Annotated in this window: 23 protein-coding genes, 1 pseudogene and 1 riboswitch; of the genes and pseudogenes, 16 read left to right on the top strand and 8 right to left on the bottom strand. The window is 60.3% G+C overall.

What is annotated here, in order from left to right:
* The first annotated feature begins 17 nt into the window (after positions 1–17).
* From fdxA to E3N85_RS09515, 7 genes are all read left to right on the top strand, one after another.
* Complete coding sequence (gene fdxA / locus E3N85_RS09485) at positions 18–338, top strand: ferredoxin (RefSeq protein ID WP_134462600.1); 321 nt, start codon at positions 18–20, stop codon at positions 336–338.
* 69 nt (positions 339–407) lie between these two features.
* Complete coding sequence (gene sufB / locus E3N85_RS09490) at positions 408–1,871, top strand: Fe-S cluster assembly protein SufB (RefSeq protein ID WP_134462602.1); 1,464 nt, start codon at positions 408–410, stop codon at positions 1,869–1,871.
* A complete protein-coding gene (sufC, locus tag E3N85_RS09495) occupies positions 1,871–2,647 on the top strand; it encodes a Fe-S cluster assembly ATPase SufC (RefSeq protein ID WP_134462604.1) in 777 nt (258 codons plus the stop codon). Before sufB ends, sufC begins: the two co-directional genes overlap by 1 nt.
* Entirely contained in the window at positions 2,644–3,969 is a 1,326-nt protein-coding gene (sufD, locus tag E3N85_RS09500; protein ID WP_198412089.1) for a Fe-S cluster assembly protein SufD, read from the top strand. The genes sufC and sufD overlap by 4 nt, the downstream gene beginning before the upstream one ends.
* 8 nt (positions 3,970–3,977) lie before the next feature.
* Positions 3,978–4,433, top strand: coding sequence for a Fe-S cluster assembly sulfur transfer protein SufU (sufU, locus tag E3N85_RS09505; protein ID WP_198412090.1), 456 nt, complete (start codon positions 3,978–3,980; stop codon positions 4,431–4,433).
* Positions 4,434–4,439: 6 nt separating this feature from the next.
* The gene (locus E3N85_RS09510; RefSeq protein ID WP_134462606.1) at positions 4,440–4,991 is read left to right on the top strand and encodes an iron-sulfur cluster assembly protein; all 552 of its coding nucleotides are present in this window, start codon (positions 4,440–4,442) and stop codon (positions 4,989–4,991) included.
* Between the two features lie 2 nt (positions 4,992–4,993).
* Positions 4,994–6,157: a folate-binding protein YgfZ gene (locus E3N85_RS09515; protein ID WP_134462608.1), complete on the top strand. Its 1,164-nt coding sequence runs from the start codon at positions 4,994–4,996 to the stop codon at positions 6,155–6,157.
* Positions 6,158–6,237: 80 nt separating this feature from the next.
* Here E3N85_RS09515 and E3N85_RS16780 read toward each other — a convergent pair whose 3' ends face one another.
* The 3 genes from E3N85_RS16780 to E3N85_RS09530 all read right to left on the bottom strand — a co-directional run bounded on the left by E3N85_RS16780 (position 6,238) and on the right by E3N85_RS09530 (position 9,780).
* Positions 6,238–6,489 (bottom strand): LLM class flavin-dependent oxidoreductase, encoded by a 252-nt coding sequence (locus E3N85_RS16780; RefSeq protein ID WP_241978412.1) that lies wholly within the window; start codon positions 6,487–6,489, stop codon positions 6,238–6,240.
* A gap of 174 nt (positions 6,490–6,663) precedes the next feature.
* Positions 6,664–7,428: a 3-oxoacyl-ACP reductase gene (locus E3N85_RS09525; RefSeq protein WP_134462610.1), complete on the bottom strand. Its 765-nt coding sequence runs from the start codon at positions 7,426–7,428 to the stop codon at positions 6,664–6,666.
* Between the two features lie 56 nt (positions 7,429–7,484).
* Positions 7,485–7,585, bottom strand: a riboswitch (TPP riboswitch).
* Positions 7,586–8,331: 746 nt separating this feature from the next.
* Positions 8,332–9,780: a catalase gene (locus E3N85_RS09530; RefSeq protein ID WP_134462612.1), complete on the bottom strand. Its 1,449-nt coding sequence runs from the start codon at positions 9,778–9,780 to the stop codon at positions 8,332–8,334.
* A gap of 215 nt (positions 9,781–9,995) precedes the next feature.
* Here E3N85_RS09530 and E3N85_RS09535 point away from each other — a divergent pair, with 215 nt between their 5' ends.
* Entirely contained in the window at positions 9,996–10,325 is a 330-nt protein-coding gene (locus tag E3N85_RS09535) for a hypothetical protein (RefSeq protein WP_134462614.1), read from the top strand.
* An 85-nt stretch (positions 10,326–10,410) separates the two neighbouring features.
* Positions 10,411–10,563 (top strand): hypothetical protein, encoded by a 153-nt coding sequence (locus E3N85_RS16325; protein WP_166783919.1) that lies wholly within the window; start codon positions 10,411–10,413, stop codon positions 10,561–10,563.
* Between the two features lie 28 nt (positions 10,564–10,591).
* Here E3N85_RS16325 and E3N85_RS09540 read toward each other — a convergent pair.
* Together E3N85_RS09540 and E3N85_RS16330 are read right to left on the bottom strand one after the other, a co-directional pair.
* Positions 10,592–10,885, bottom strand: a pseudogene (locus E3N85_RS09540) (transposase domain-containing protein); the annotation flags it as partial.
* Between the two features lie 476 nt (positions 10,886–11,361).
* The gene (locus tag E3N85_RS16330) at positions 11,362–11,652 is read right to left on the bottom strand and encodes a hypothetical protein (protein WP_166783917.1); all 291 of its coding nucleotides are present in this window, start codon (positions 11,650–11,652) and stop codon (positions 11,362–11,364) included.
* A 58-nt stretch (positions 11,653–11,710) separates the two neighbouring features.
* On the opposite strand from E3N85_RS16330, the gene E3N85_RS16975 reads away from it, so the two are divergent.
* From E3N85_RS16975 to E3N85_RS16550, 4 genes are all read left to right on the top strand, one after another.
* Complete coding sequence (locus E3N85_RS16975) at positions 11,711–12,022, top strand: AbgT family transporter (protein ID WP_255453877.1); 312 nt, start codon at positions 11,711–11,713, stop codon at positions 12,020–12,022.
* 71 nt (positions 12,023–12,093) lie between these two features.
* Positions 12,094–13,125 (top strand): AbgT family transporter, encoded by a 1,032-nt coding sequence (locus tag E3N85_RS09545; RefSeq protein ID WP_255453878.1) that lies wholly within the window; start codon positions 12,094–12,096, stop codon positions 13,123–13,125.
* A gap of 111 nt (positions 13,126–13,236) precedes the next feature.
* The gene (locus E3N85_RS16545) at positions 13,237–13,446 is read left to right on the top strand and encodes a peptidase dimerization domain-containing protein (protein ID WP_198412091.1); all 210 of its coding nucleotides are present in this window, start codon (positions 13,237–13,239) and stop codon (positions 13,444–13,446) included.
* Between the two features lie 27 nt (positions 13,447–13,473).
* On the top strand, positions 13,474–13,725 hold the full coding sequence (locus E3N85_RS16550) for a hypothetical protein (RefSeq protein WP_198412092.1): 252 nt from the start codon (positions 13,474–13,476) through the stop codon (positions 13,723–13,725).
* 199 nt (positions 13,726–13,924) lie between these two features.
* Here E3N85_RS16550 and nagB read toward each other — a convergent pair whose 3' ends face one another.
* Genes nagB through E3N85_RS09565 form a run of 3 tightly spaced genes read right to left on the bottom strand, consistent with a single transcriptional unit; the run spans position 13,925 to position 17,190 of the window.
* Complete coding sequence (gene nagB / locus E3N85_RS09555; protein WP_134462618.1) at positions 13,925–14,692, bottom strand: glucosamine-6-phosphate deaminase; 768 nt, start codon at positions 14,690–14,692, stop codon at positions 13,925–13,927.
* Complete coding sequence (locus tag E3N85_RS09560) at positions 14,673–15,926, bottom strand: N-acetylglucosamine-6-phosphate deacetylase (protein ID WP_134462620.1); 1,254 nt, start codon at positions 15,924–15,926, stop codon at positions 14,673–14,675. Before E3N85_RS09560 ends, nagB begins: the two co-directional genes overlap by 20 nt.
* Complete coding sequence (locus tag E3N85_RS09565; protein WP_134462622.1) at positions 15,916–17,190, bottom strand: PTS transporter subunit EIIC; 1,275 nt, start codon at positions 17,188–17,190, stop codon at positions 15,916–15,918. Before E3N85_RS09565 ends, E3N85_RS09560 begins: the two co-directional genes overlap by 11 nt.
* Before the next feature lie 175 nt (positions 17,191–17,365).
* Between E3N85_RS09565 and E3N85_RS09570 the strand changes: the two genes are divergently transcribed.
* The 3 genes from E3N85_RS09570 to E3N85_RS09580 are packed head-to-tail and all read left to right on the top strand — an operon-like array spanning position 17,366 to position 18,871.
* Positions 17,366–17,620, top strand: a complete 255-nt coding sequence (locus tag E3N85_RS09570) for a glucose PTS transporter subunit EIIB (RefSeq protein ID WP_255453883.1) — start codon at positions 17,366–17,368, stop codon at positions 17,618–17,620.
* 29 nt (positions 17,621–17,649) lie between these two features.
* Entirely contained in the window at positions 17,650–18,102 is a 453-nt protein-coding gene (locus E3N85_RS09575) for a PTS glucose transporter subunit IIA (protein ID WP_255453884.1), read from the top strand.
* Positions 18,071–18,871 carry a GntR family transcriptional regulator gene (locus E3N85_RS09580; RefSeq protein ID WP_241978416.1) on the top strand — a complete coding sequence of 267 codons (801 nt, stop codon included), beginning with the start codon at positions 18,071–18,073 and terminating at the stop codon, positions 18,869–18,871. Before E3N85_RS09575 ends, E3N85_RS09580 begins: the two co-directional genes overlap by 32 nt.
* The last annotated feature ends 373 nt before the right edge of the window (positions 18,872–19,244 follow it).

Consider the following 19,244-nt stretch of genomic DNA (forward strand, 5'->3'; position numbering starts at 1 on the left):
TTCGTGCGGGCGGCACTGTGACGTACGTGATCGCGCTGCCGTGCGTGGATGTCAAGGACAGGGCATGTATTGACGAATGCCCGGTCGATTGCATCTATGAGGGCGAACGCTCGCTTTACATCCACCCCGATGAGTGCATCGACTGCGGCGCCTGTGAACCTGTCTGCCCGGTCGAGGCGATCTTCTACGAGGATGACGTGCCGGAGCAGTGGGCCGACTATTACAGGGCCAATGTCGACTTCTTCGACGACATCGGTTCCCCCGGCGGAGCGGCCAAGGTGGGCGCATTTGCCAAGGATCACCCGCTCGTGGCGAGCCTGCCCCCGCAGGGGCACTGATCGGCATGCCTTTCTGGCCGACACTTTTTTGGCCGCCCGTAATTACTACCAACTGATATGGAGACGAAGATGAGCGCACCCACGACCACGACTGGTATCTCCGACGAGGTCCGGGATTTAGCGAATCAAGAGTACAAGTACGGGTTCGTCACCGATCTCGATACCGACGTCGCGCCCCGAGGGCTGAACGAGGACATCATCCGGCTGATCTCGAGCAAGAAAAACGAGCCGGAATGGCTGTTGGAGTGGCGACTTCGCGCCTACCGGCACTGGATCACGCTCACACCACCCACCTGGCAGCACGTCTCCTACGGACCGGTCGACTACCAGGACATCATCTACTACGCCGCCCCCAAGCCGAAGAAAAATCTGGCGAGCCTCGACGAGGTCGATCCGGAGGTGCGGGAGATGTTCGACAAGCTCGGCATTTCCCTCGGCGAGCAGGAGCGGCTCAGCGGCGTCGCCGTGGACGCCATTGTCGATTCGGTGTCGGTGGCGACCACGTTCAAGGACAAGTTGGCTGAGGTCGGTGTCATCTTCTGCTCCTTCTCGGAGGCCGTTCAGAACTACCCGGACCTGGTGCGTCAATACCTCGGATCGGTGGTCCCGTACAACGACAACTTCTTCGCTTCCCTGAACGCTGCAGTGTTCACCGACGGCTCGTTCTGCTACATCCCCAAAAGAGTGCACTGCCCGATGGAACTGTCCACCTACTTCCGCATTAACGCTGCGGATACCGGTCAGTTCGAGCGCACCCTGATCATTGCCGAGGAGGGCGCTTATGTCAGCTACCTCGAGGGGTGCACCGCTCCGGTACGGGATACGAACCAGCTGCATGCCGCAGTGGTCGAGCTGGTAGCCCTCGATGACGCTCAGATCAAGTACTCCACTGTGCAGAACTGGTACCCGGGAGATGCGGACGGCAACGGTGGTGTGTACAACTTCGTGACCAAACGTGGCATGGCGTCGGGCAAGAACTCGAAGATCTCCTGGACTCAAGTCGAAACCGGTTCGGCGATCACCTGGAAGTACCCCGGCGTCGTTCTTAAGGGCGACAACTCGGTCGGGGAGTTCTACTCCGTGGCATTAACAGCCAGGCGTCAGCAGGCCGATACCGGCAGCAAAATGGTGCACATTGGTAAGAACACCAAGAGCACCATCATTTCGAAGGCGATTTCGGCCGGTCACGGCCAGAACACCTACCGGGGGCTGGTGGACATGCGGCATTCGGCCGTCGGCGCCCGCAACTTCACCCAATGCGATTCGCTGTTAATCGGCAATGACAGCGGGGCACACACCCTTCCTTACATCGTGGTGAAGAACAAGACCGGGCAGGTTGAACACGAGGCCTCCACCTCCAAAATCGGTGAGGAACAACTCCTCTACTGCCGCCAAAGAGGCATTCCGGAAGAGGAGGCGGTCTCGATGATCGTCAACGGTTTCTGCCGTGAAGTATTCAAGATGCTCCCGATGGAATTCGCCGTCGAAGCGCAAAAACTGTTAACCGTAAGCCTGGAAGGAAGCGTTGGATAATGCTGAAAATCGAAGAACTGCACGCCAGTATCGAGGACAAAGAAATCCTGCGGGGAGTGAATCTTGAGCTGAACGCGGGCGAGGTGCACGCGATCATGGGGCCTAACGGGTCGGGGAAAAGCACGTTGGCCAGTGTGCTCATTGGCCGAGACGGCTACCAAGTCTCGGGCAGCGTCGCCTATGAGGGTCAAGACCTGCTGGCACTGTCGCCGGAGGAGCGTGCTGCCGCTGGTGTATTTTTGGCCTTCCAGCATCCGGTCGAGATTCCGGGCGTTGGCAACATGTACTTTATGCGCACCGCGTTAAACTCCCTGCGCCGCCAACGCGGGCAGGAAGAACTGGATCCGGAGGATTTTCTGGCGCTGGCCCAAGAGCGAATGAAGCTAGTCGAGATGGACCAAAGCTTCATGAGCCGGTCGGTCAATGAGGGATTCTCTGGTGGTGAGAAAAAACGCAACGAGATCCTGCAGATGGCGATCCTGGAACCTAAACTCGCAATCCTGGATGAGACGGACTCCGGTCTGGACATCGACGCCCTTCGGATCGTCGCGAACGGCGTAAACGCCCTCCGCAGCGCCGGCCGCAGCATGCTGGTCATCACGCACCATCAGCGGCTCCTGGATTACATCGTTCCCGACCGGGTGCACGTGATGACCGCTGGTCAAATTGTGCGCTCAGGCGACAAAGACCTGGCCGTCGAGCTCGAAGAGCACGGCTATACGAGCACGAAACAAGCTAACGCCGGGCGTCTGACACCGGTGGGGGTGGCCAGGTGACGCTGACGCGTGCAGCCGGCGGAGTGCTCGCCGGCCGCGAAGCCCACCGCGACGACCGCGATCCCGCTTGGCTCCACGAAGCGCGGCTGGCCGCCCTCGAATGGGTGGGCGTGCACGGCTTTCCGACCCACAAGGATGAGGACTGGAAGTACACAGCGCTGGCCCCGATCCTCGCTGTGCCCTTCGAAGCCGCCACCGTGACCTCCAGCAACTGGGTAACCGCAGAAATGATCGACGCAGCAGCGGTCGACCTCGGTGGTCCGCGGTTGGTCTTCGTCAACGGACACTTCGCGCCCGAGCTTTCGCGGTTGACCGGCCTGCCAGCCGGCTCTGTCGTGACGACTCTCGCCGCGGTGCTGGCCGCGGGGTCTGATCGCCTCGAACCCTTCTTCTCGCATACACCCGGCGAACATCACGCGTTCGCCGCCTTCAACGACGCACTCGCCGAGGACGGTGCATTCATCCACCTCACGTCCGGGGTAATTCTGGACGCGCCGATCCAGTTCGTATTCTTCTCCAATGCCGACGAAGTCCCCCTGATATCAAGTCCACGGTCGGTGATCATCGCCGATTCTGGCAGTCGCGCAACGATCGTCGAGACCTACGCGGGGATCGATGGCGACGTGTATCTCACCAATGCCGTTACCGAATTCGTCCTGGCCCATGACGCGCAGATTGCGCACTACAAGGTTCAGCTCGAACCCGTGACCGCGTTCCATCTGGCACTGCTCGACGTGCGTCAAGGGCGCAACAGCCGCTTCACCTCCCGCTCCGTCATGCTCGGCGCCAGCATCGCCCGCCACGAGGTGCAGGTCTTGCTGGACGGCGTCGGCGCCGAGGTCAGCCTCGACGGCGTCTACCTGCCGCAAGGCGATCAACTCCACGACAATACGATCTTCATCGATCACGCCGCGACCAAGTGCACCAGCCACCAGCTGTACAAAGGCGTGCTGGACGGACACGGACACGGGGTGTTCAACGGGCACATCATGGTTCGCCATGGTGCCGACGGAACCGATGCGAACCAGAAGAACAAAAACCTGATTCTCTCCGACCGCGCCGAGGTCGACACCAGGCCAAGGCTTGAGATCTACACCGACGACGTGAAGTGCACGCACGGTGCAGCGGTCGGCCAAATGGACGAGGAGGCGCTGCTATACCTGCAGGCACGCGGAATACCGTTGGAGGAGGCCCGCGGTCTGCTGATCTACGCGTTCGTGCACGAGATGGTTGATCGGATTGACCTAGCGCCGCTGCGCAAGCAGCTGGAACCGCTGGTCGCCGGCCGATTCAGGAAAGACGACCGTCCGGTCGAATCGTGAGGGGGCACGTGCGTGAGAGCCTGGCCGGCCTTTACCAGGAAATGATCATCGACCACGCGCACAATCCTCGAAATTTTGGAGAACTTACAGGCGCGAACCGGACGGTCCACGTGGTCAACCCGCTCTGCGGAGACCAGTTGACCCTCTATCTGAACCTCACCGATGGTGCCGTGGCCGACATTGCCTTCCTGGGCAGCGGATGCGCCATCTCGCAAGCGTCCTCATCACTGATGACCGCGGCGGTGAAGGGTCTGCCACACGGTGAGGCACTCACCCTTTTCGGCCGCGTGCACAGCATGCTCACCACCGAAACCGTAGATGAAGCAGCACTCGTCGAGGTGGGCAAGCTGGCCGTGCTGTCGGGGGTGTGGGAATACCCGGCGCGGGTCAAGTGCGCCACTCTAGCCTGGCAAGCTTTGCGCAACGCCCTCGAAGACGGCGACCGCCGGGGCGAGAAGGAGTAGACGACCATGGACTCAGGAAGGTACACCATAATTGAACTCAACCAGAACTGCCAAGCCACGGTGATCCCGGGCGGGCAGCCGATGCTGCTCCAGGCCGGCGAAGAGGTCGTCATCACGCAGACCCTCGGTGACAGCGTGACCGTCCAAACCGCTATGGGATACCTCGTGCGGATCAGTGCCGCGGACTCGGCCGCGCTCGGACTGAGCCAGCACGTCGCCGAAACACAGGTTATAACCGAGGGCCCGTTCGAACTAGACCAGGTGTTCGCGCAACTCAAGAACGTTTTCGACCCAGAAATCCCCATTAACGTCGTAGACCTTGGCTTGATCTATCTGTGCCAGGCGAAGCGGCTGCCCGATGGCTCCCACCGGGTCGAAGTCAAAATGTCGATGACCGCTCCCGGCTGCGGCATGGGTGATGTGCTCAAGGAAGACGCCCACACCGCAATCCAATCGGTTCCCGGCGTCGGCGAGATCGATATCGAACTCGTCTGGGAACCGCCCTGGGGCCAGGACCGGATGTCGGAAGCCGCCAGGCTTCAGCTCGGAATGTACTGATCATGACACGTGCACTGCCTGGCGGTTCGCTGACGTCGAGTGAATTCCTCAGCAGGCCCGGCGCCGTACCAACCGGTACTGCACCGGCTGGCAAGGCCACAGCTGCTGGGGTTGCCGCCCATTACGGGAACCCGATCGTAGAGCAGCACGAACTGGCGGCAGGGACCGCGATCGTTGACCTCTCCCACCGGGCAGTGATCACCATCGAAGGCCCCGATCGGCTGAGTTGGATCCACTCGCTGACCAGTCAGAGTGTCAGCCACCTGGCACCAGGCGAATCCACGGAGACCCTATTGCTCGATATGACTGGTCGGATCGAATATGCGGTTCGTTTGATCGATGATGGTACCGAGCTGTGGCTCTTGCTAGAGCGGGAACAAGCATCCGGGCTGCTGCAGTGGCTGGGCAGCATGCAATTCGCCTTGCGGGTGGAACTAGCCAATCGATCCGTCGATTTCGCGACAATCGGTACCCTCGGCCAACCTGAGCTTCCGGTTGCCGCCCCGCATGGCGTCCCACTGGTTTGGCGCGACCCGTGGATGAACGTGAGCCAAGGTGGGCACCAGTACGCGGAAGCGACCAGACATCCGGCCGCGAGCTGGACCTACAGCGAGTTGCTGCTGCCCCGAACAAAACTTGCCGGCATCGCCGCCTCCGATATTTCTGTCGCTGGGTTGCTCGCTCTCGAAGCGTTGCGCATCGCCGCCTGGCGTCCAAGCCTTGCCACCGAAGTCGATGACAAAACCATTCCCCATGAACTGGATTGGTTGCGCACAGCCGTGCACCTGAGCAAAGGCGGTTATCGAGGACAGCAGACGGTGGCCAAGGTTCATAACATCGGCCATCCACCGCGCAGACTCGTCATGCTCTACCCGGACAATACAGATACCGTGCTGCCGTCGCACGGAGACGACGTCGTGGCGCCAAACAGAGACGGCCAGGACAGGACTATTGGCCGGGTGACCTCTGTTGCCCGGCACTTCGAATTAGGGCCGATCGCACTCGCGGTCATAAAACGAGGCACCGATCCAACGGCCGAACTTCTCGTGCGAACCGCAGGCCGCGACATACCAGCCAGGCAGGTGGTGATCGTACCGCCAGATGCGGGCGCCTCATCCTCAGTCACCGTTCCTCGTCTGCCGCGTCTCGGCTCGGTACTGAGATAGTTCAGTTTCGGTGATCTCACTGCGAACAGGGCGAGCGCAACCGGCGTCCATATGCCCCGTCTCAGTCTCGATCGCCCGTCTCACCGGCTCTTCGATCGTGCAGCCAACATGGGGGTGACCACGTTCCCGCCAATACGCCCCCTACTGATGTGATCCACCGATGCAAGCATGCGCGCCGCGTGGAAAGGCGTGTAAAAGGTCGCCGAGACGGTGCTGACCAGCCCGATCCGGCTCGTCGCCCGCGCCATCGCGGCCATCGCCGTCAACGGCTCAAGAAACCACCACGGGCCGGTGCTCACATCATCGACGGCGTGCCCGTCGGCGAAGAACACGGCGTCAAAGAGGCCACGTTGGGCGCTTTAGGCGAGCCGTTCGTAGAAACTGATGTCTCCCAACTGCTCGATGGGCGACTGCGGCCGCCGCCAAGCGGCACCGTGTGGTGGCCACAACCCATGAGGAATGCATTGAAGTGAAGCTGGCGCGGGGCTGACACGACCGGCGCGGCCCTAGTTCATCACCAGGCCGCCGTCGACCACCAGGTTCTGCCCGGTGACCGACCGCGCCCAGGGGGAGGCAAAAAAAAGTACCGCATCCGCAAATTCGGCCGGGGTTGTCACCCTGCGTAGCGGGGTGGACGCGGCAATGAAGTCGAACACGTCCACGGGGGTGGCCGCGCTGGCATCCGTGGTGCGCAACAGCCCGCCGGAGACCATGTTCACGGCGATGTTGTGCAGGCCAAGGTCTGAGGCAAGAGTGCGGGTCAGGGAGAGCAGGGCGGCCTTGGCGGCAGTGTAGTCGTGATAGGGCACCACCGGGTTTTGGAACAGGTTCGTACCGATGTTGATAATGCGGCCGAACCCGGCCTCGCGCATGCCTGCCAGCGCCTGCTGGGTCGTGTTCAGGGCACCGCGGACACTGCCAGAGAATTGCGCCTCAAACTCGTCCCAACTGATGTCGGCAGCGCCGGAGCGGGCATCGCCGTTGAAACGGAAATCAGCCAACGCGTTATTGACCACCGTTGTCACAGGGGACCCAAAATGTGCCTGAGCCTGCGTGAATATTGCCGCGACCTGGGCCGGGTCGGTGACGTCGGCCCGTACGGCAAAAGCGTGTTCAAGCCCATAGCCGGCAGCCAGGGTTTCCGCCGCTGCGGCGCTGTTGCGATAGTTGATGACAACCCGGGCGCCCTGAGCCGCGAAAGCGTGCACGATGCTTTTGCCCAAGCCGCGTGCACCGCCGGTGACCAGGACAATCTGTTCTGCTATTTGCATGATTTTTTTCACCTTGGGTAAGGCGAAAGGACGAGATCCGGCACCTATGCGGTGCACGTAATTCTCCGTGACATCCCTTCGCTAGTTCGAACTAGATCAGGTTCAACGGGTGTCATCTCAGCCGACCGTCATACAGTCAGCACCCCGTGTCGCTGGAGATGAGTATACCTAAGCGCCTGGTACCAGCGAATTCGCGTCACGAACCTGAACTCATAGACTGCCGGGCTGGTCGACTTGGTCGGCGCGGGGCTAAGTAGGTGGCTCGTGAATTCGTCGAATATCCGACGCTAGCGTCCCCTCAGGCGTCTCAGGGGCTTGTGTTTTCCCTGTCGATGGTACTCGTGTCGAAGTTGAGGCCGGTGATGGTGTGGTCGAGGTAGTCCGGGTTCCAGGGCCTGATTGCGGGACGAGGTTCAGCCCGCTGGTTCGGTAGCGTTGTTGCGCAGGATCATCACCGAACGCCACAAAGCCTTAGCGTCGGATATTCGACGAATTCGCTTCGCGAGCCACCCCCTGATACGTTCAGCCCTCACAGGTAGGCCCTTTGGGCCGTGGACCGCTGTGCGGTTGCTGTCTGTCAATTCTTTATCTGTCTGACCGGTCACCGTAGTTCGCTTCGCGCCTTCGTTACCGGCCTTGTCGAACGCGGTCGCCGGCACTCTTATTTCGTTCGAGAAGGCCAGCACTTTGGCTCTCTCTCTGGCTCTCTCTCCTCGTGCCAGACAGGCAAAAAAATTAACGGATGGAGAGAGAACCCAATGACTAACACCACCACTAGGGCGTGACAACCACTTTGCCTACTCCGTTGAGAGCACCCCTAGCAAGTGTCGCCGAAGCAGGCAGCTGTTGCCCACACACCAGGAACAATTGTCCGCATGAGCAACAGTTTGTGAACGGATGCTTTTATCCGGCGCGCACGCCGCGCTCAACTCTGTCGCCCAGGGCATTGTCCACGTTGTGCAAGTACTCGAAGGTACGAAGCAGGACCGGTTCGCTGACGCCGTTGAGAAGCTGGCCTACGATGTTGCTAACCAGCCGCTGCCGGGCAGCGTCGTCCATTATGTCGCGGACCAGAGTCCCAGCCTGGCCCCAGTCGTCGTCCTCTGCGTGCAGCGTGGCGGCCGCACGAACCATGTCACCGTCGTTGTGCCATCCGGCCGGCTCACCGAAGCGCTCCGTGTCCGCGCTTGGTCCGCCCTTTGAGTTAGGCACATAAGTCGGGTCCCCCGGGTTGAGATGCCGCATGTGGCCGTCTTTGGAATAGGACCGGACCTCGTTATGCGGGGTATTGACCGGCAACTCGTTGTAGTTGGTACCGATCCGGGCCCGGTGCGCATCCGGATAGGCGAACATCCGGCCTAGCAACATTTTGTCAGGGCTCGGACCGATACCCGGCACCATGTTGCTCACCTCGAACGCCGCCTGCTCGATCTCCGTGTGATAGTCACTCGGGTTGCGGTCAAGCGTCATGCGACCCACCTCAATCAGCGGGTAATCCTTCTGGGAGATAATCTTGGTGATATCGAACGGGTTGAACCGGTAATCGTTGGCGGCCTCAAATGGCATGATCTGTACTTTCAGGGTCCAGCTCGGGTAATCGCCGCGCTCAACGGCATTGTGAAGGTCACGGGTGTGGAAATCCCCATCCGTGCCGGCCATCGCGTCCGCTTCAGCCTGAGTGAAGAACTCAATACCCTGATTCGTTTTGAAGTGATAGCGCACCCAGAACTGCTCACCTGCCGCGTTGACCCACATGTACGTGTGGCTGGAGAAACCGTCCATGTTCCGCCAGGTACGCGGGATGCCGCGGTCGCCCATCAGCCAAATGACCTGATGCGCAGACTCCGGCGAGAGGCTCCAATAATCCCACTGCATGTCGTTGTCACGCAGGTTGGTATCCGCGCGGCGTTTCTGCGAGCGGATAAAGTCCATGAATTTCATCGGATCACGCATGAAGAAGATCGGGGTGTTGTTGCCGACCATGTCGTAGTTGCCCTGCTCGGTGTAGAATTTTATGGCGAAGCCGCGAGGGTCCCGCCACGTGTCGGGGCTCCCACGCTCGCCCGCCACCGTGGAGAACCTGATCAGCAGGTCGGTCTTACGTCCAGGCTGGAAGAGATCGGCCTTCGTGTATGCGCTGACGTCATTCGTCACCTCGAAGTGGCCGAACGCTCCACCGCCCTTGGCGTGGGGCTGCCGCTCAGGCACTCGTTCGCGGTTAAACTGCGCCATCTTCTCGATGGCGTAGTGATCTTGCAGGAGGATCGGACCGTCTGAGCCAACCGTTAACGAGTGTTCGTCGCTGGCTACCGGGATACCGGCATTGTTTGTCGTGAAGTTTTTACCTGACATTGTGTTTTCCGTCTATTCGGCGATGTATTCGCGGACGCTTCCGGAATCGGTGCAAAATGTTCCGGTCATGTGGTGACGCTGTCAGTTGACGGCGACCGTCACGTGAAAGCAGTAACTCCATACCACTCCTATATTTGAGCGCCGTCAAGGACAGGCGCGGGGAGGCACTCACGGAAACGAGGACTACTGGCGCCCGCATTAGACATGATGGATAAATGAGCGTCATTCGTCGATACCAGCCGACCGACCGGAGCGATGTATACCGGGTATGCGTGATGACGGGCACGGGCGGCGGAGACGCAACCGGCCTCCACGCAAACGACAACGTGATACCAGACATCTTCGCCGAACCATACCGGGCCATCGAACCCGAGCTAGCGTTCGTCGTCGACACGGGCGAGCGGAGGGCGGGCTATGTGATCGCCATCGGCAGCACCCGGCTGTTCGCCCGGCATTATCGCGAGGCATTGGTTGCCGGCGTTCGTGGCGAAGCATCCGCACGCCGCGCCGCGCCGCCCTCGGGGCCACTCCGGCGGACCGCATGATCGATCTTGGTTACCGGCCTGAGCGGATGCCCATCGCAGAGATCGACGAATACCCGGATCACCTGCACATCGATCTGCCTCCCTGATGGGTATTGTCGAGCACGTCGACCCGAACATGATCATGGTCGAGGCCAACGTGCGCACCGAAGCGAACCTGCTGCGTGAATTCGTCGCCAGTATCAAGCAGAACGGGGCTCGACCCCGATCCTTGCTCGATGTGACGCTCAGGGCGCCGTGATTGTGCGGGCCGGGCAGCGCCGCACCCTCGCCGCCCGGCGAGCCAACTTCGGTGAGTGCTCGGCCCGATCCGCCCAGGCGAACCCATCCGAGATCACCGCCAACACGTTCTCATAGGACCCATCCGAATGCAGCGCCATCCCCGTCGCGAAATAAGCCATCGATCTCGTCGGCAACGAACGACGACGCTTCTCCGTGCGACCACACGCGGCGATCACCTCATCGACAACACCCGGTGCGAACACCGTCGTCATGACGCCGACGGAGACCAGATCCGACAACCGGCGATCCGACTCAGGCTTTTTCCAACCAGTACGAGGCATAGGAAGTGTCTCGCTAACGGTGTTTCCGGCGTTTTTCATTAGTAGCATCCGTCATACCGCCACGGTTTTTAATCGTCTGCGTCGGCACCGATTTGATCGTGAAGCATGTAGACGGGTGGGCGCGGGCGAAGTGGGATCTGCGTGATGTGGCCGCTCGCTTCGTCGGGGTGGCTGCGTTGCTCCTGGATCGAGCGAATCGGTATCAGTCCGAACGAGAGGTTTGAGAATGCTGGCAGGCCGAAGTCGCCACCATAAATTCTGTTCCGCGGCGTCGTGTGAAGCGGGTGGATGTGTCGAGCCGGCCGTTGTTTCGTGATGCGAATGCGCCGGGTGAGCGGGTGTGGCCGCGGTATCCGCGTTCTGGTGATCAGCGTGGTGATCATCGTTCTGCGCGGGAGCTGGTGGATTTGGGTGTGTTGAACCCGGAGAATCGGTGGCAGTACCTCGGCGACGCCGCCGAAACACCTTGGGCGGATTCAGCTGGTGGTCGTGATGGCGTTGCAGCAGCAGCTATTCGTTCCTGGCGGCGGCTGGCGTCTTGAACCCGAATGTTTTCTTGGGCACAAACCCGTGCTCTTCTGCCGGATGTAGCCTACGGAAAAGTCAGGAGAGTCATGATCATCGTGATATCGCAAAGATTCTGCAATACTGTTTTCGTCAAGGCTTTTTGATGCAATACAGGGGAAATGGTCAATGACGACGACGGCGAACGTGGCCCAGCCGCAATCCAGGGCAATGCGCGCGGCCTTCCGCACGTTTGCGGCCATTGAACGAGTTGGCAACCTGCTTCCGCATCCGTTTTAGCTGTTTTGTATTCTGGCCGGCGTGCTTATCGGTTTGAGCGCTATCTTGCAGTACAGCGGAGTGTCGGCCGTAAATCCCACCAGCGGTGACACCGTTGCAGTGCGCAGCTTGCTGAGCGCGGAGGGAATGCAGGTGATGATCGGCCAAGCCGTCACCAACTTCGCCAACTTCCCGCCCTTGGCGACCATCCTCACCACTATGCTCGGCATCGCCATCGCCGAGCGCAGCGGGCTCATCGATGCCGTCCTGCGTGACACGGTCACGAAGGTGCCCACGAAGTACGTCACGTTCGCTCTCTCGATGGCCGCCATGATCCGGTCACGTCGCCGGTGATGCTGCCTATGTCACGCTGATTCCGCTGGGTGCCCAAGTCTTTCGTGCCGTCGGTAAGAGCCCGGTGCTCGGTGCTCGGTGCAATCGTGGCGTTCGTGTCGATCTCGGCCGGTTATGACGCGTCGCCGGTGCTCACCACGACTGACGTCCTTCTGTCCTCGATCACGACTGCCGCGGCCACCACCCTTGATCCTTCGATCACTGTCACCCCGCTGGCTAACTATTTCTTCGGGCTCGCATCGTCGGTGGTAATTGCCGTCACCATCACAATCGTCGTTGAAAAGGTGCTTTCCAAGCGTCCTGATCTCGCCGACGACGTCGCCAACAACCCCGCGACGACGAGCCTCACTGACTTGGAGATCACGCCGGCTCAGCGCAAGGGTATGCGAGCGGCTGGCCTGACCGCCCTCGTGTTCCTCGTGACGGTCGCGATCGCCATGATTCCGGCCAACTCGTTCCTGCGCGGTGAGGGCGGTAGCATTCTGGCGTCGCCGGTGATCGCGGGCATGGCCTTCATTATTGGGCTCTTCTTCGGCATCATCGGTTGGGTCTACGGGCGTGTGGCGGGCACGTTCACCTCGAGCGCCGACGCTATCGCCGCCATGATCAAGGGCATCAAGACCATGGCGCCCATCCTCGTGCTCTTCTTTGCTATTGCCCAGTTCCTGGCTTATTTCAAATGGACCGGTATCGGCGAAGTGCTTGCCATCACCGGAGCGGGCACCCTCGATGACATCAACGCTCCGAGCTGGCTTATCCTGCTTGGAATCGCGATCCTGATTTCGTTTATGAACCTCGTGATCACGAGCGGTTCTGCCATGTGGTCACTTGCCGCACCGATCTTCGTTCCCATGCTCATGCTGCTTGACATTCCTCCAGAGACCACCCAGGCGATCTACCGTATCGCTGATTCGGTGACCAATTCGGTCACCCCGATGAGCCCGTACTTCGTCATGGCCCTGGGGTACATTCAGGTTTATCGCACGTCCGCTGGCATCGGCACACTCGCCTCATTCACCATCCCGCTCGCTATGGTGGTGTGGGTTGTCTGGATCGCATTTTTCTTCATCTGGTATGCCTTAGGTATCCCCTTCGGCATCTAAATCATCTGCACCCCCGCGCGAAGGACTCACCTCAATGGTGACGAAGAGATCGGTTCTCTTGTCTCTCGCCCCATCATCGAGGCGGCCGCCGTCATAGCGGATGCCGTACTGGTGCTTGAACCCACCTCTGACGGCGCCGTCAAGACCGGTCGCAAGGGGGTGGGCATTTTTACAGCCACGGCCACGGCCACGGGTGTTGAGTCTCATGCCGGGCTCAACCCGACCGACGGCGCGAGCGCTATCCATGCTCTCGCGGCGTTCGTTACCGAGGTGATCGGCATCGCCGAGCCAGAGCGCGGCACCACCATCAATGTGGGATGAATTTCCGGGGGATCTGGCACCAACGTCGTGGCCGGAACGGCAGTCGCCGGCATCGACATTCGCATCGAGGATCCCGAGGAGATGGCTCGGGTCGACGCAGCGTTTGACGCCGTTGAAAGCACTGACCCGCGCGTGTCTATCATGGTCGACCGCGGGTGGAACCGGCCGCCCATGCGCGTCATGAGTTCATCTACCCCCGATGCAATTCCGCTCTACACCGCGATCACGGCGGGTACTCTCGCCCGGTTGGCGGAGGGCCTCGCCCCTGCCGCCGAGTGAACCACGACGTCCCGGTTTAGTCGCTTGGTCGCGTGTAAGTATCGGGGTCTGGCCAATAGTGGCTGGCGCAATAGGTTCAAGTGGCGGCCAATCGTCGCCCGTGACATGGTGAGGCCTTGGCGGTTATCAAGCCGAGAGTGATGACGGACGCGTCAAATGTGCCCCGCCGGCGAAAGGTGAGACCCCCTTCCTGTGCAGGTCACAGTTGATCGTTGAGTTCTTGGGCTTCCCGGTAATAATTGAGAAGCGTTAGTTTCGAAGCGGCTTCCGGATCCAGGATGACGACGGCCCTGCGGTGCAGTTGCAGGACCGATGCTGGGCAGTAGGCACTCACAGGTCCTTCAACCATGGAGCGGACGGCGTCTGCCTTATTTTCGCCCAGTGCTACAAGCACTGCTTGTTTGGCGTCTCGAATCGTTCCCAAACCCTGGGTCAGGCACAGCCTAGGGACCTCACCCTCAGGGAAGAATCCGGCGTTGTCCGCCCGTGTCGCCCCAGACAGAGTTTTGACCCGGGTACGTGATGCCAAGGAAGAGGTGGGCTCGTTGAACCCGATGTGCCCGTTGGCTCCGATTCCGAGGATCTGTATATCGATTCCGCCCGCGGATACGATCGCTGCGTCGTACCGGTCAGCTTCGGCTGCTAGATCCGCTGCGTCCCCGCTGGGTGTCAGCAATTGCTCCAAGGGCAGGTCGATGTGATCCACGAATTCACGCCGGATGGTTGAGTAGTAGGACTGCTCATGGTCGGGTTTCAACCCGGCGTATTCGTCCAGGGTGAACGCCGTGACCTGGTTAAAGCTCAACGACTCCTCACGGTGACGCCTGATGAGTTCCCGATAGGTGCCAGCTGGAGAACTGCCGGTTGCTAACCCCAGAACTGTAGGACCTTGCCGGAGTCGGGCTTCCACGACATCAGCGGCCCGGGCTCCGACCTGTTCGTGTGAGTCACATAAGATAATTTGCACGATCTGTCCTTTCAATCTTCATGGGAATGCCGGCGCGGTAGGCCTGCAGTACTTCGAGGTCTTCCGTGGTTACCAGCAGGTCAGCGCGGTGGCCCTCGGTGATGGTGCCCCGCCCGGTGAAACCCATCAGCCGCGCGGGAGTGGATGATGCAGCCGTGACGGCGTCAACCAGAGGTATTCCCCACTCGACGCAGTGACGCACGTTTTCTAGCAGCGTGCTCGTCCCTCCTGCGATCGCCCCGCGTGCATTTGGGTCGGCCGGTATTAGCCGGGCAATGCCAGCTTGAACGATCACGTCCAGACTTCCGAGGGAGTATGCCCCGTCGTTCATCCCGGTCGCCGCCATCGCGTCGGAAATCAGCGCGATTGATTGCGGACCGACCAAAGCGAAGACCATACGGACGATTTCCGGGTCGAGATGCACGCCGTCGGCGATCAGTTCCAGAATCATTCGGCTAGGCGTGCGCTGTGCGGCCTGCAATAGGACCGCGACCGGCCCAGGCACACGATGACCTAGTGGTGGCATGCGGTTGAACAAGTGCGTGGCCGACCAAGGCTGCGAGTCTTCCGGGGACATGCTTGCCAGGGCGATGCGTGTCTGGGCTGCTGTGGCGGCAGTATGCCCCAAAGAGGGAACGACGTCGTAGTCTTGGCACAGGACCACTAACTCCGCGAAGTGGGGGGTTTCTGGGGCGAGAGTGATGGATGTTACCGCGCCTTGGCCGGCTTTTAGCCATTGCTCTAGAAGTGCTGGGTTGCCGTCGATGATCGCGGCTGGGTCCTGCGCACCGCACATGCTCTCCGCGAGGAACGGTCCTTCCAAGTGCAACCCTGCCAGGGTGCCATCCTGCACCAGTTCCCGCAGTACCGTAATTTGTTTCAGAAGTACGGGTGACGGCGCCGCGACGAGTGAGGCGAGTACGGACGTGGTTCCGTGGACAGCATGATAATTTGCGGCAAGATATGCGCCTTCAAGATCCGAGGCGAAGGTGTGGCCCCTTCCACCGTGGCAGTGTACGTCCACCAGACCGGGCAAGATCAGGGGTACCCGCTCGAGTGGAGTGTTGATTTCGGCAGGCAGGTCTACGGCCGGACCGCACCAGCGGATACGTCCGCCGTCCAGCCAGACTGCGCCATCCTCGATGACGTCTTCACCGGGCTGTCCGGTGATGAGGCGGCCCCGAAAGACACGAACGGGTGTTTCGGGGAACACCGCTGCTGAATCAGCTTGCATCAGGCGTAGTCATGGACGGGGTTCCTTCGGTTTCGTCCTCGCGGCCGAGGGTACGGAGGTTCCAGTGGCGGATGACGAAGCGGAACAGTACGTAATAGATGGCTGCGTAGATCAGCCCGATCGGTATCAGCCACAGCGGTTTCTCGGCAATGCCGAAGTTCAGCAGGTAATCGATCGCTCCCGCCGAAAAGCCGAAGCCGTGATGGATGTCGAGGATGTTCACCACCAGGAACGACGTGCCGGTCAGAATGGCGTGTATGACGTATAGCGGCCAGGCGACGAACATAAAAGAAAACTCGAGGGGTTCCGTGATGCCGGTGAGGAAGGCCGTCAGGCCAGTAGAGAGCATGACACCACCCACGATCTTGCGCTGCGAGGGCCTTGCTTCCTGCCAGATCGCCAGGGCGGCTGCGGGCAGGGCGAACATCATGATGGGGAAGAATCCGGTCATGAAGACGCCCGCGGTGGGATCTCCCGCGAAGAACCGGTTCAGGTCTCCATTGGTGCCCTCGTAGTCACCGATGATGAACCAGACGATCGAGTTCAGGATGTGGTGCAGTCCGAGGGGAATAAGTAGCCGGTTGAGAGCACCGTAGACACCGCTGCCGATTACTGTGTTCTCCGCGACGGCGTTACCCACGCTGGTCAGACCGCGGTCGAAGATCGGGTAGATCAGTGCCATAACGACGCCGATGACGATGCCGGCGAGAGCCGTCAGAATCGGTACCAGGCGCCGGCCGGCAAAGAAGCCCAGCCAGTCTGGGAGTTTAGTGCGATGGAAGCGCTGCCACAACAACGCTGTGGTGAGGCCCATGATGATACCCGCTAGGACGCCGTAGTTGATGACGGGCTCTTCGCCACCCTCTGGCGCGGCACCGAGGACAAGCGGTGCCATAACCTCGAACACGTTGATCATGACCAAGTACCCGACGGCGGCGGCAAGCGCGGTTGAGCCGTCGCCTTTGCGGGCAAACCCGAAGGCAATGCCGATGGCGAAGAGCAATGGAAGGTTCTCGAATAACGCTCCGCCCGCTGCGCCGATGACCTGGGCAGCCGTAGTCAGGGACTCAAACCGACCCAGCAGGTCATCTTGGCCGAGCCGTAGTAAAAGGGCTGCGGCCGGAAGTGCGGCGATTGGCAGCATGAGACTACGCCCGAAACGCTGCAGGTTCTGCAGCGCCTTGCCGGTGCCCTTGGCCTTGCCGGAGTCGGGTGCGATTGATGAGCCGGCATCCTCAGGCTTGCCGGTGTTTTCCGTTGACATGGTGTTTCCCATCTCGAAAAGGTGCAGTGCTTGTGTGGATCGAACGGACTCTGTACGGTCGAACTAGCTGGTTATAACCAGTGGCTGTAATCACTGTGACGGCTAAACGCGGTTGTTGTCAACCGGACAGGCTCCCAGAGCTCGAGCAGAAGAGTACGGCACAGCGAAACACCACATCAACGAAAGTGAGGAGCAGAACATGTCCAAAGCAGAAGTCATCCTGGCAGCGCTGGGCGGCGCGGGTAACGTGGAAGAAATTGAAGGGTGCATCACGCGTTTGCGCACCGAAGTAGTGGACGCCGCCCGCGTCGATCAAGCCGCCCTGAAAGCTGCCGGTGCCCACGGCGTGATGATAGCGGGCACGATCGTTCAAGTAGTGGTCGGGCCCGAGGCTGAAAATCTGGCTGAGGACATCCAGGACTTGATGTGAGCACTGCGACCCAGAACGGTGCTATCTACGTGGTCTCGCCTTTGCCCGGTCGGGTGATCGCGGCGGCAGACATACCCGATCCGGTTTTCGCCACGGGATTGGTGGGCGAGGGAGTTGCTGTCGTGCCGGACAGTGATGCTGGCGTGCTTACCGCCGTCGCGCCGATTACCGGTCGGGTGGCCAAAGTGATGCCGCACGCTTACATCGTGCAGCATGCCTCCGGGCCAGCCGTCCTGGTCCATGTCGGGATCGACACGGTCCACCTCAAAGGCGAAGGCTTCACCGTGCACGTCCAAAAGGGTGACCAGGTGGAAGCTGGCGACCGCATGATCAGCGTCGATGTCGCATTGATAATCTCGAAAAACCTCAGCCCGTGCTGCCCTGTCGTGGTCTTGGACACCAAACCAGGTGCTGTACTCACTGACAGCATCGGATCGCGGGTTGAAGCAGGTGAACTTCTCTTCGAACTGGTGGGGAGTTGAATCGATGGGAACACAGAATGAGCTCAAACATGTCTGGGTGCGCCGGCAACTACAGGAACTGGTGGCGGCCAGCCTGCGACCAGGAGACGCTCTAGTAGGTGAACGGCAACTTGAGGAACAATTCGGGGTCTCGCGCATCACGGTACGTCGCGCAATTTCCGACCTCGTGCACGACGGAGCCCTGGTACGAGTCAGAGGAAAAGGAACGTTTGTTTCCCACGGAATGGTGCGCTCTACCTTGCACCTCGCCTCGTTCAACGAAGATATGAGGGCCGCTGGTATTGAGCCCAGCACTCGCATTATTTCCGCCACCACGACAATTCCTCCAGAGGCAGCCGCCGAACATCTGGGATTGACTCCAGAAAGCAAAGCCCACCACATCCGCAGGTTGCGCCTAGGCAATGGCGCACCAGTCAGCGTGGACGAATCGTGGCTGCCTATCCGGCTGTTACCCAATTTGCTGTCAGAAAACCTCAACGGATCTTTATATCGGATCCTTTCCGCGAGCGGGCACCCTGTCCAACGTGTGGAACAAACAGTCGAAGCCGCTCCGGCGCCGGAAATAACCGCTGCACTACTGGACATCGAATCAGGCGCCCCTGTACTGCTCTTCCACCGCAGCTCCTTCACCGGACAGGGCACGCCCATCGAATATTCAATCTCCACCTATCGCGCAGACCGATATCAAATATCCATGCACTTAGAGGCTCCAGTACGAGCGGAACAATGCGGTCGGACGGGGAATAAGCTCATCGACTTCACCGAATAACTCCACACTGATGGTGGGGTTTCTGTTCGCCGACTGACCAGATCGACACCACGACACGCGTTGGGTGGTGCTTCTTCGGCCTAATGGCCTCGCTCGCATAAATGGGTGAGAACTCAGGATCGAACGCACCCAGGTCGGCTTTGCCGCCGCTCGGGCCGGAGGTCACCTTCCCGGCCGGAAACGCCTCAGGACAGATAACAAAATCGCATCAGCGAAAAACCTTCTCGTCAGCGGCTCATCCCCGACCGACGCCGCCACACAGACCTCGGCGTCTCAATCTCCACGCTTTACTGCTGGATTCCAGCACGCCATCGATGACGTTTAAACAAGGGACGAGCGGGTTCAACTCTTACCGTGATATTTATTTCGTTTC

Origin of the sequence: Cryobacterium sp. Hz9, assembly GCF_004402825.1 — a bacterium.
Taxonomy (GTDB): Bacteria; Actinomycetota; Actinomycetes; order Actinomycetales; family Microbacteriaceae; genus Cryobacterium; species Cryobacterium gelidum.

Excerpts from the sequence above, each read along its gene's own strand:
- sufB (WP_134462602.1), top strand. The coding sequence starts at position 408 with ATGAGCGCACCCACGACCACGACTGGTATCTCCGACGAGGTCCGGGAT.
- sufC (WP_134462604.1), top strand. The coding sequence starts at position 1,871 with ATGCTGAAAATCGAAGAACTGCACGCCAGTATCGAGGACAAAGAAATC.
- E3N85_RS09510 (WP_134462606.1), top strand. The coding sequence starts at position 4,440 with ATGGACTCAGGAAGGTACACCATAATTGAACTCAACCAGAACTGCCAA.
- E3N85_RS09515 (WP_134462608.1), top strand. The coding sequence starts at position 4,994 with ATGACACGTGCACTGCCTGGCGGTTCGCTGACGTCGAGTGAATTCCTC.
- E3N85_RS09525 (WP_134462610.1), bottom strand. The coding sequence starts at position 7,428 with ATGCAAATAGCAGAACAGATTGTCCTGGTCACCGGCGGTGCACGCGGC.
- E3N85_RS09530 (WP_134462612.1), bottom strand. The coding sequence starts at position 9,780 with ATGTCAGGTAAAAACTTCACGACAAACAATGCCGGTATCCCGGTAGCC.
- E3N85_RS09535 (WP_134462614.1), top strand. The coding sequence starts at position 9,996 with ATGAGCGTCATTCGTCGATACCAGCCGACCGACCGGAGCGATGTATAC.
- E3N85_RS16325 (WP_166783919.1), top strand. The coding sequence starts at position 10,411 with ATGGGTATTGTCGAGCACGTCGACCCGAACATGATCATGGTCGAGGCC.
- E3N85_RS16330 (WP_166783917.1), bottom strand. The coding sequence starts at position 11,652 with ATGGCCGCAAACGTGCGGAAGGCCGCGCGCATTGCCCTGGATTGCGGC.
- E3N85_RS09560 (WP_134462620.1), bottom strand. The coding sequence starts at position 15,926 with ATGCAAGCTGATTCAGCAGCGGTGTTCCCCGAAACACCCGTTCGTGTC.
- E3N85_RS09565 (WP_134462622.1), bottom strand. The coding sequence starts at position 17,190 with ATGTCAACGGAAAACACCGGCAAGCCTGAGGATGCCGGCTCATCAATC.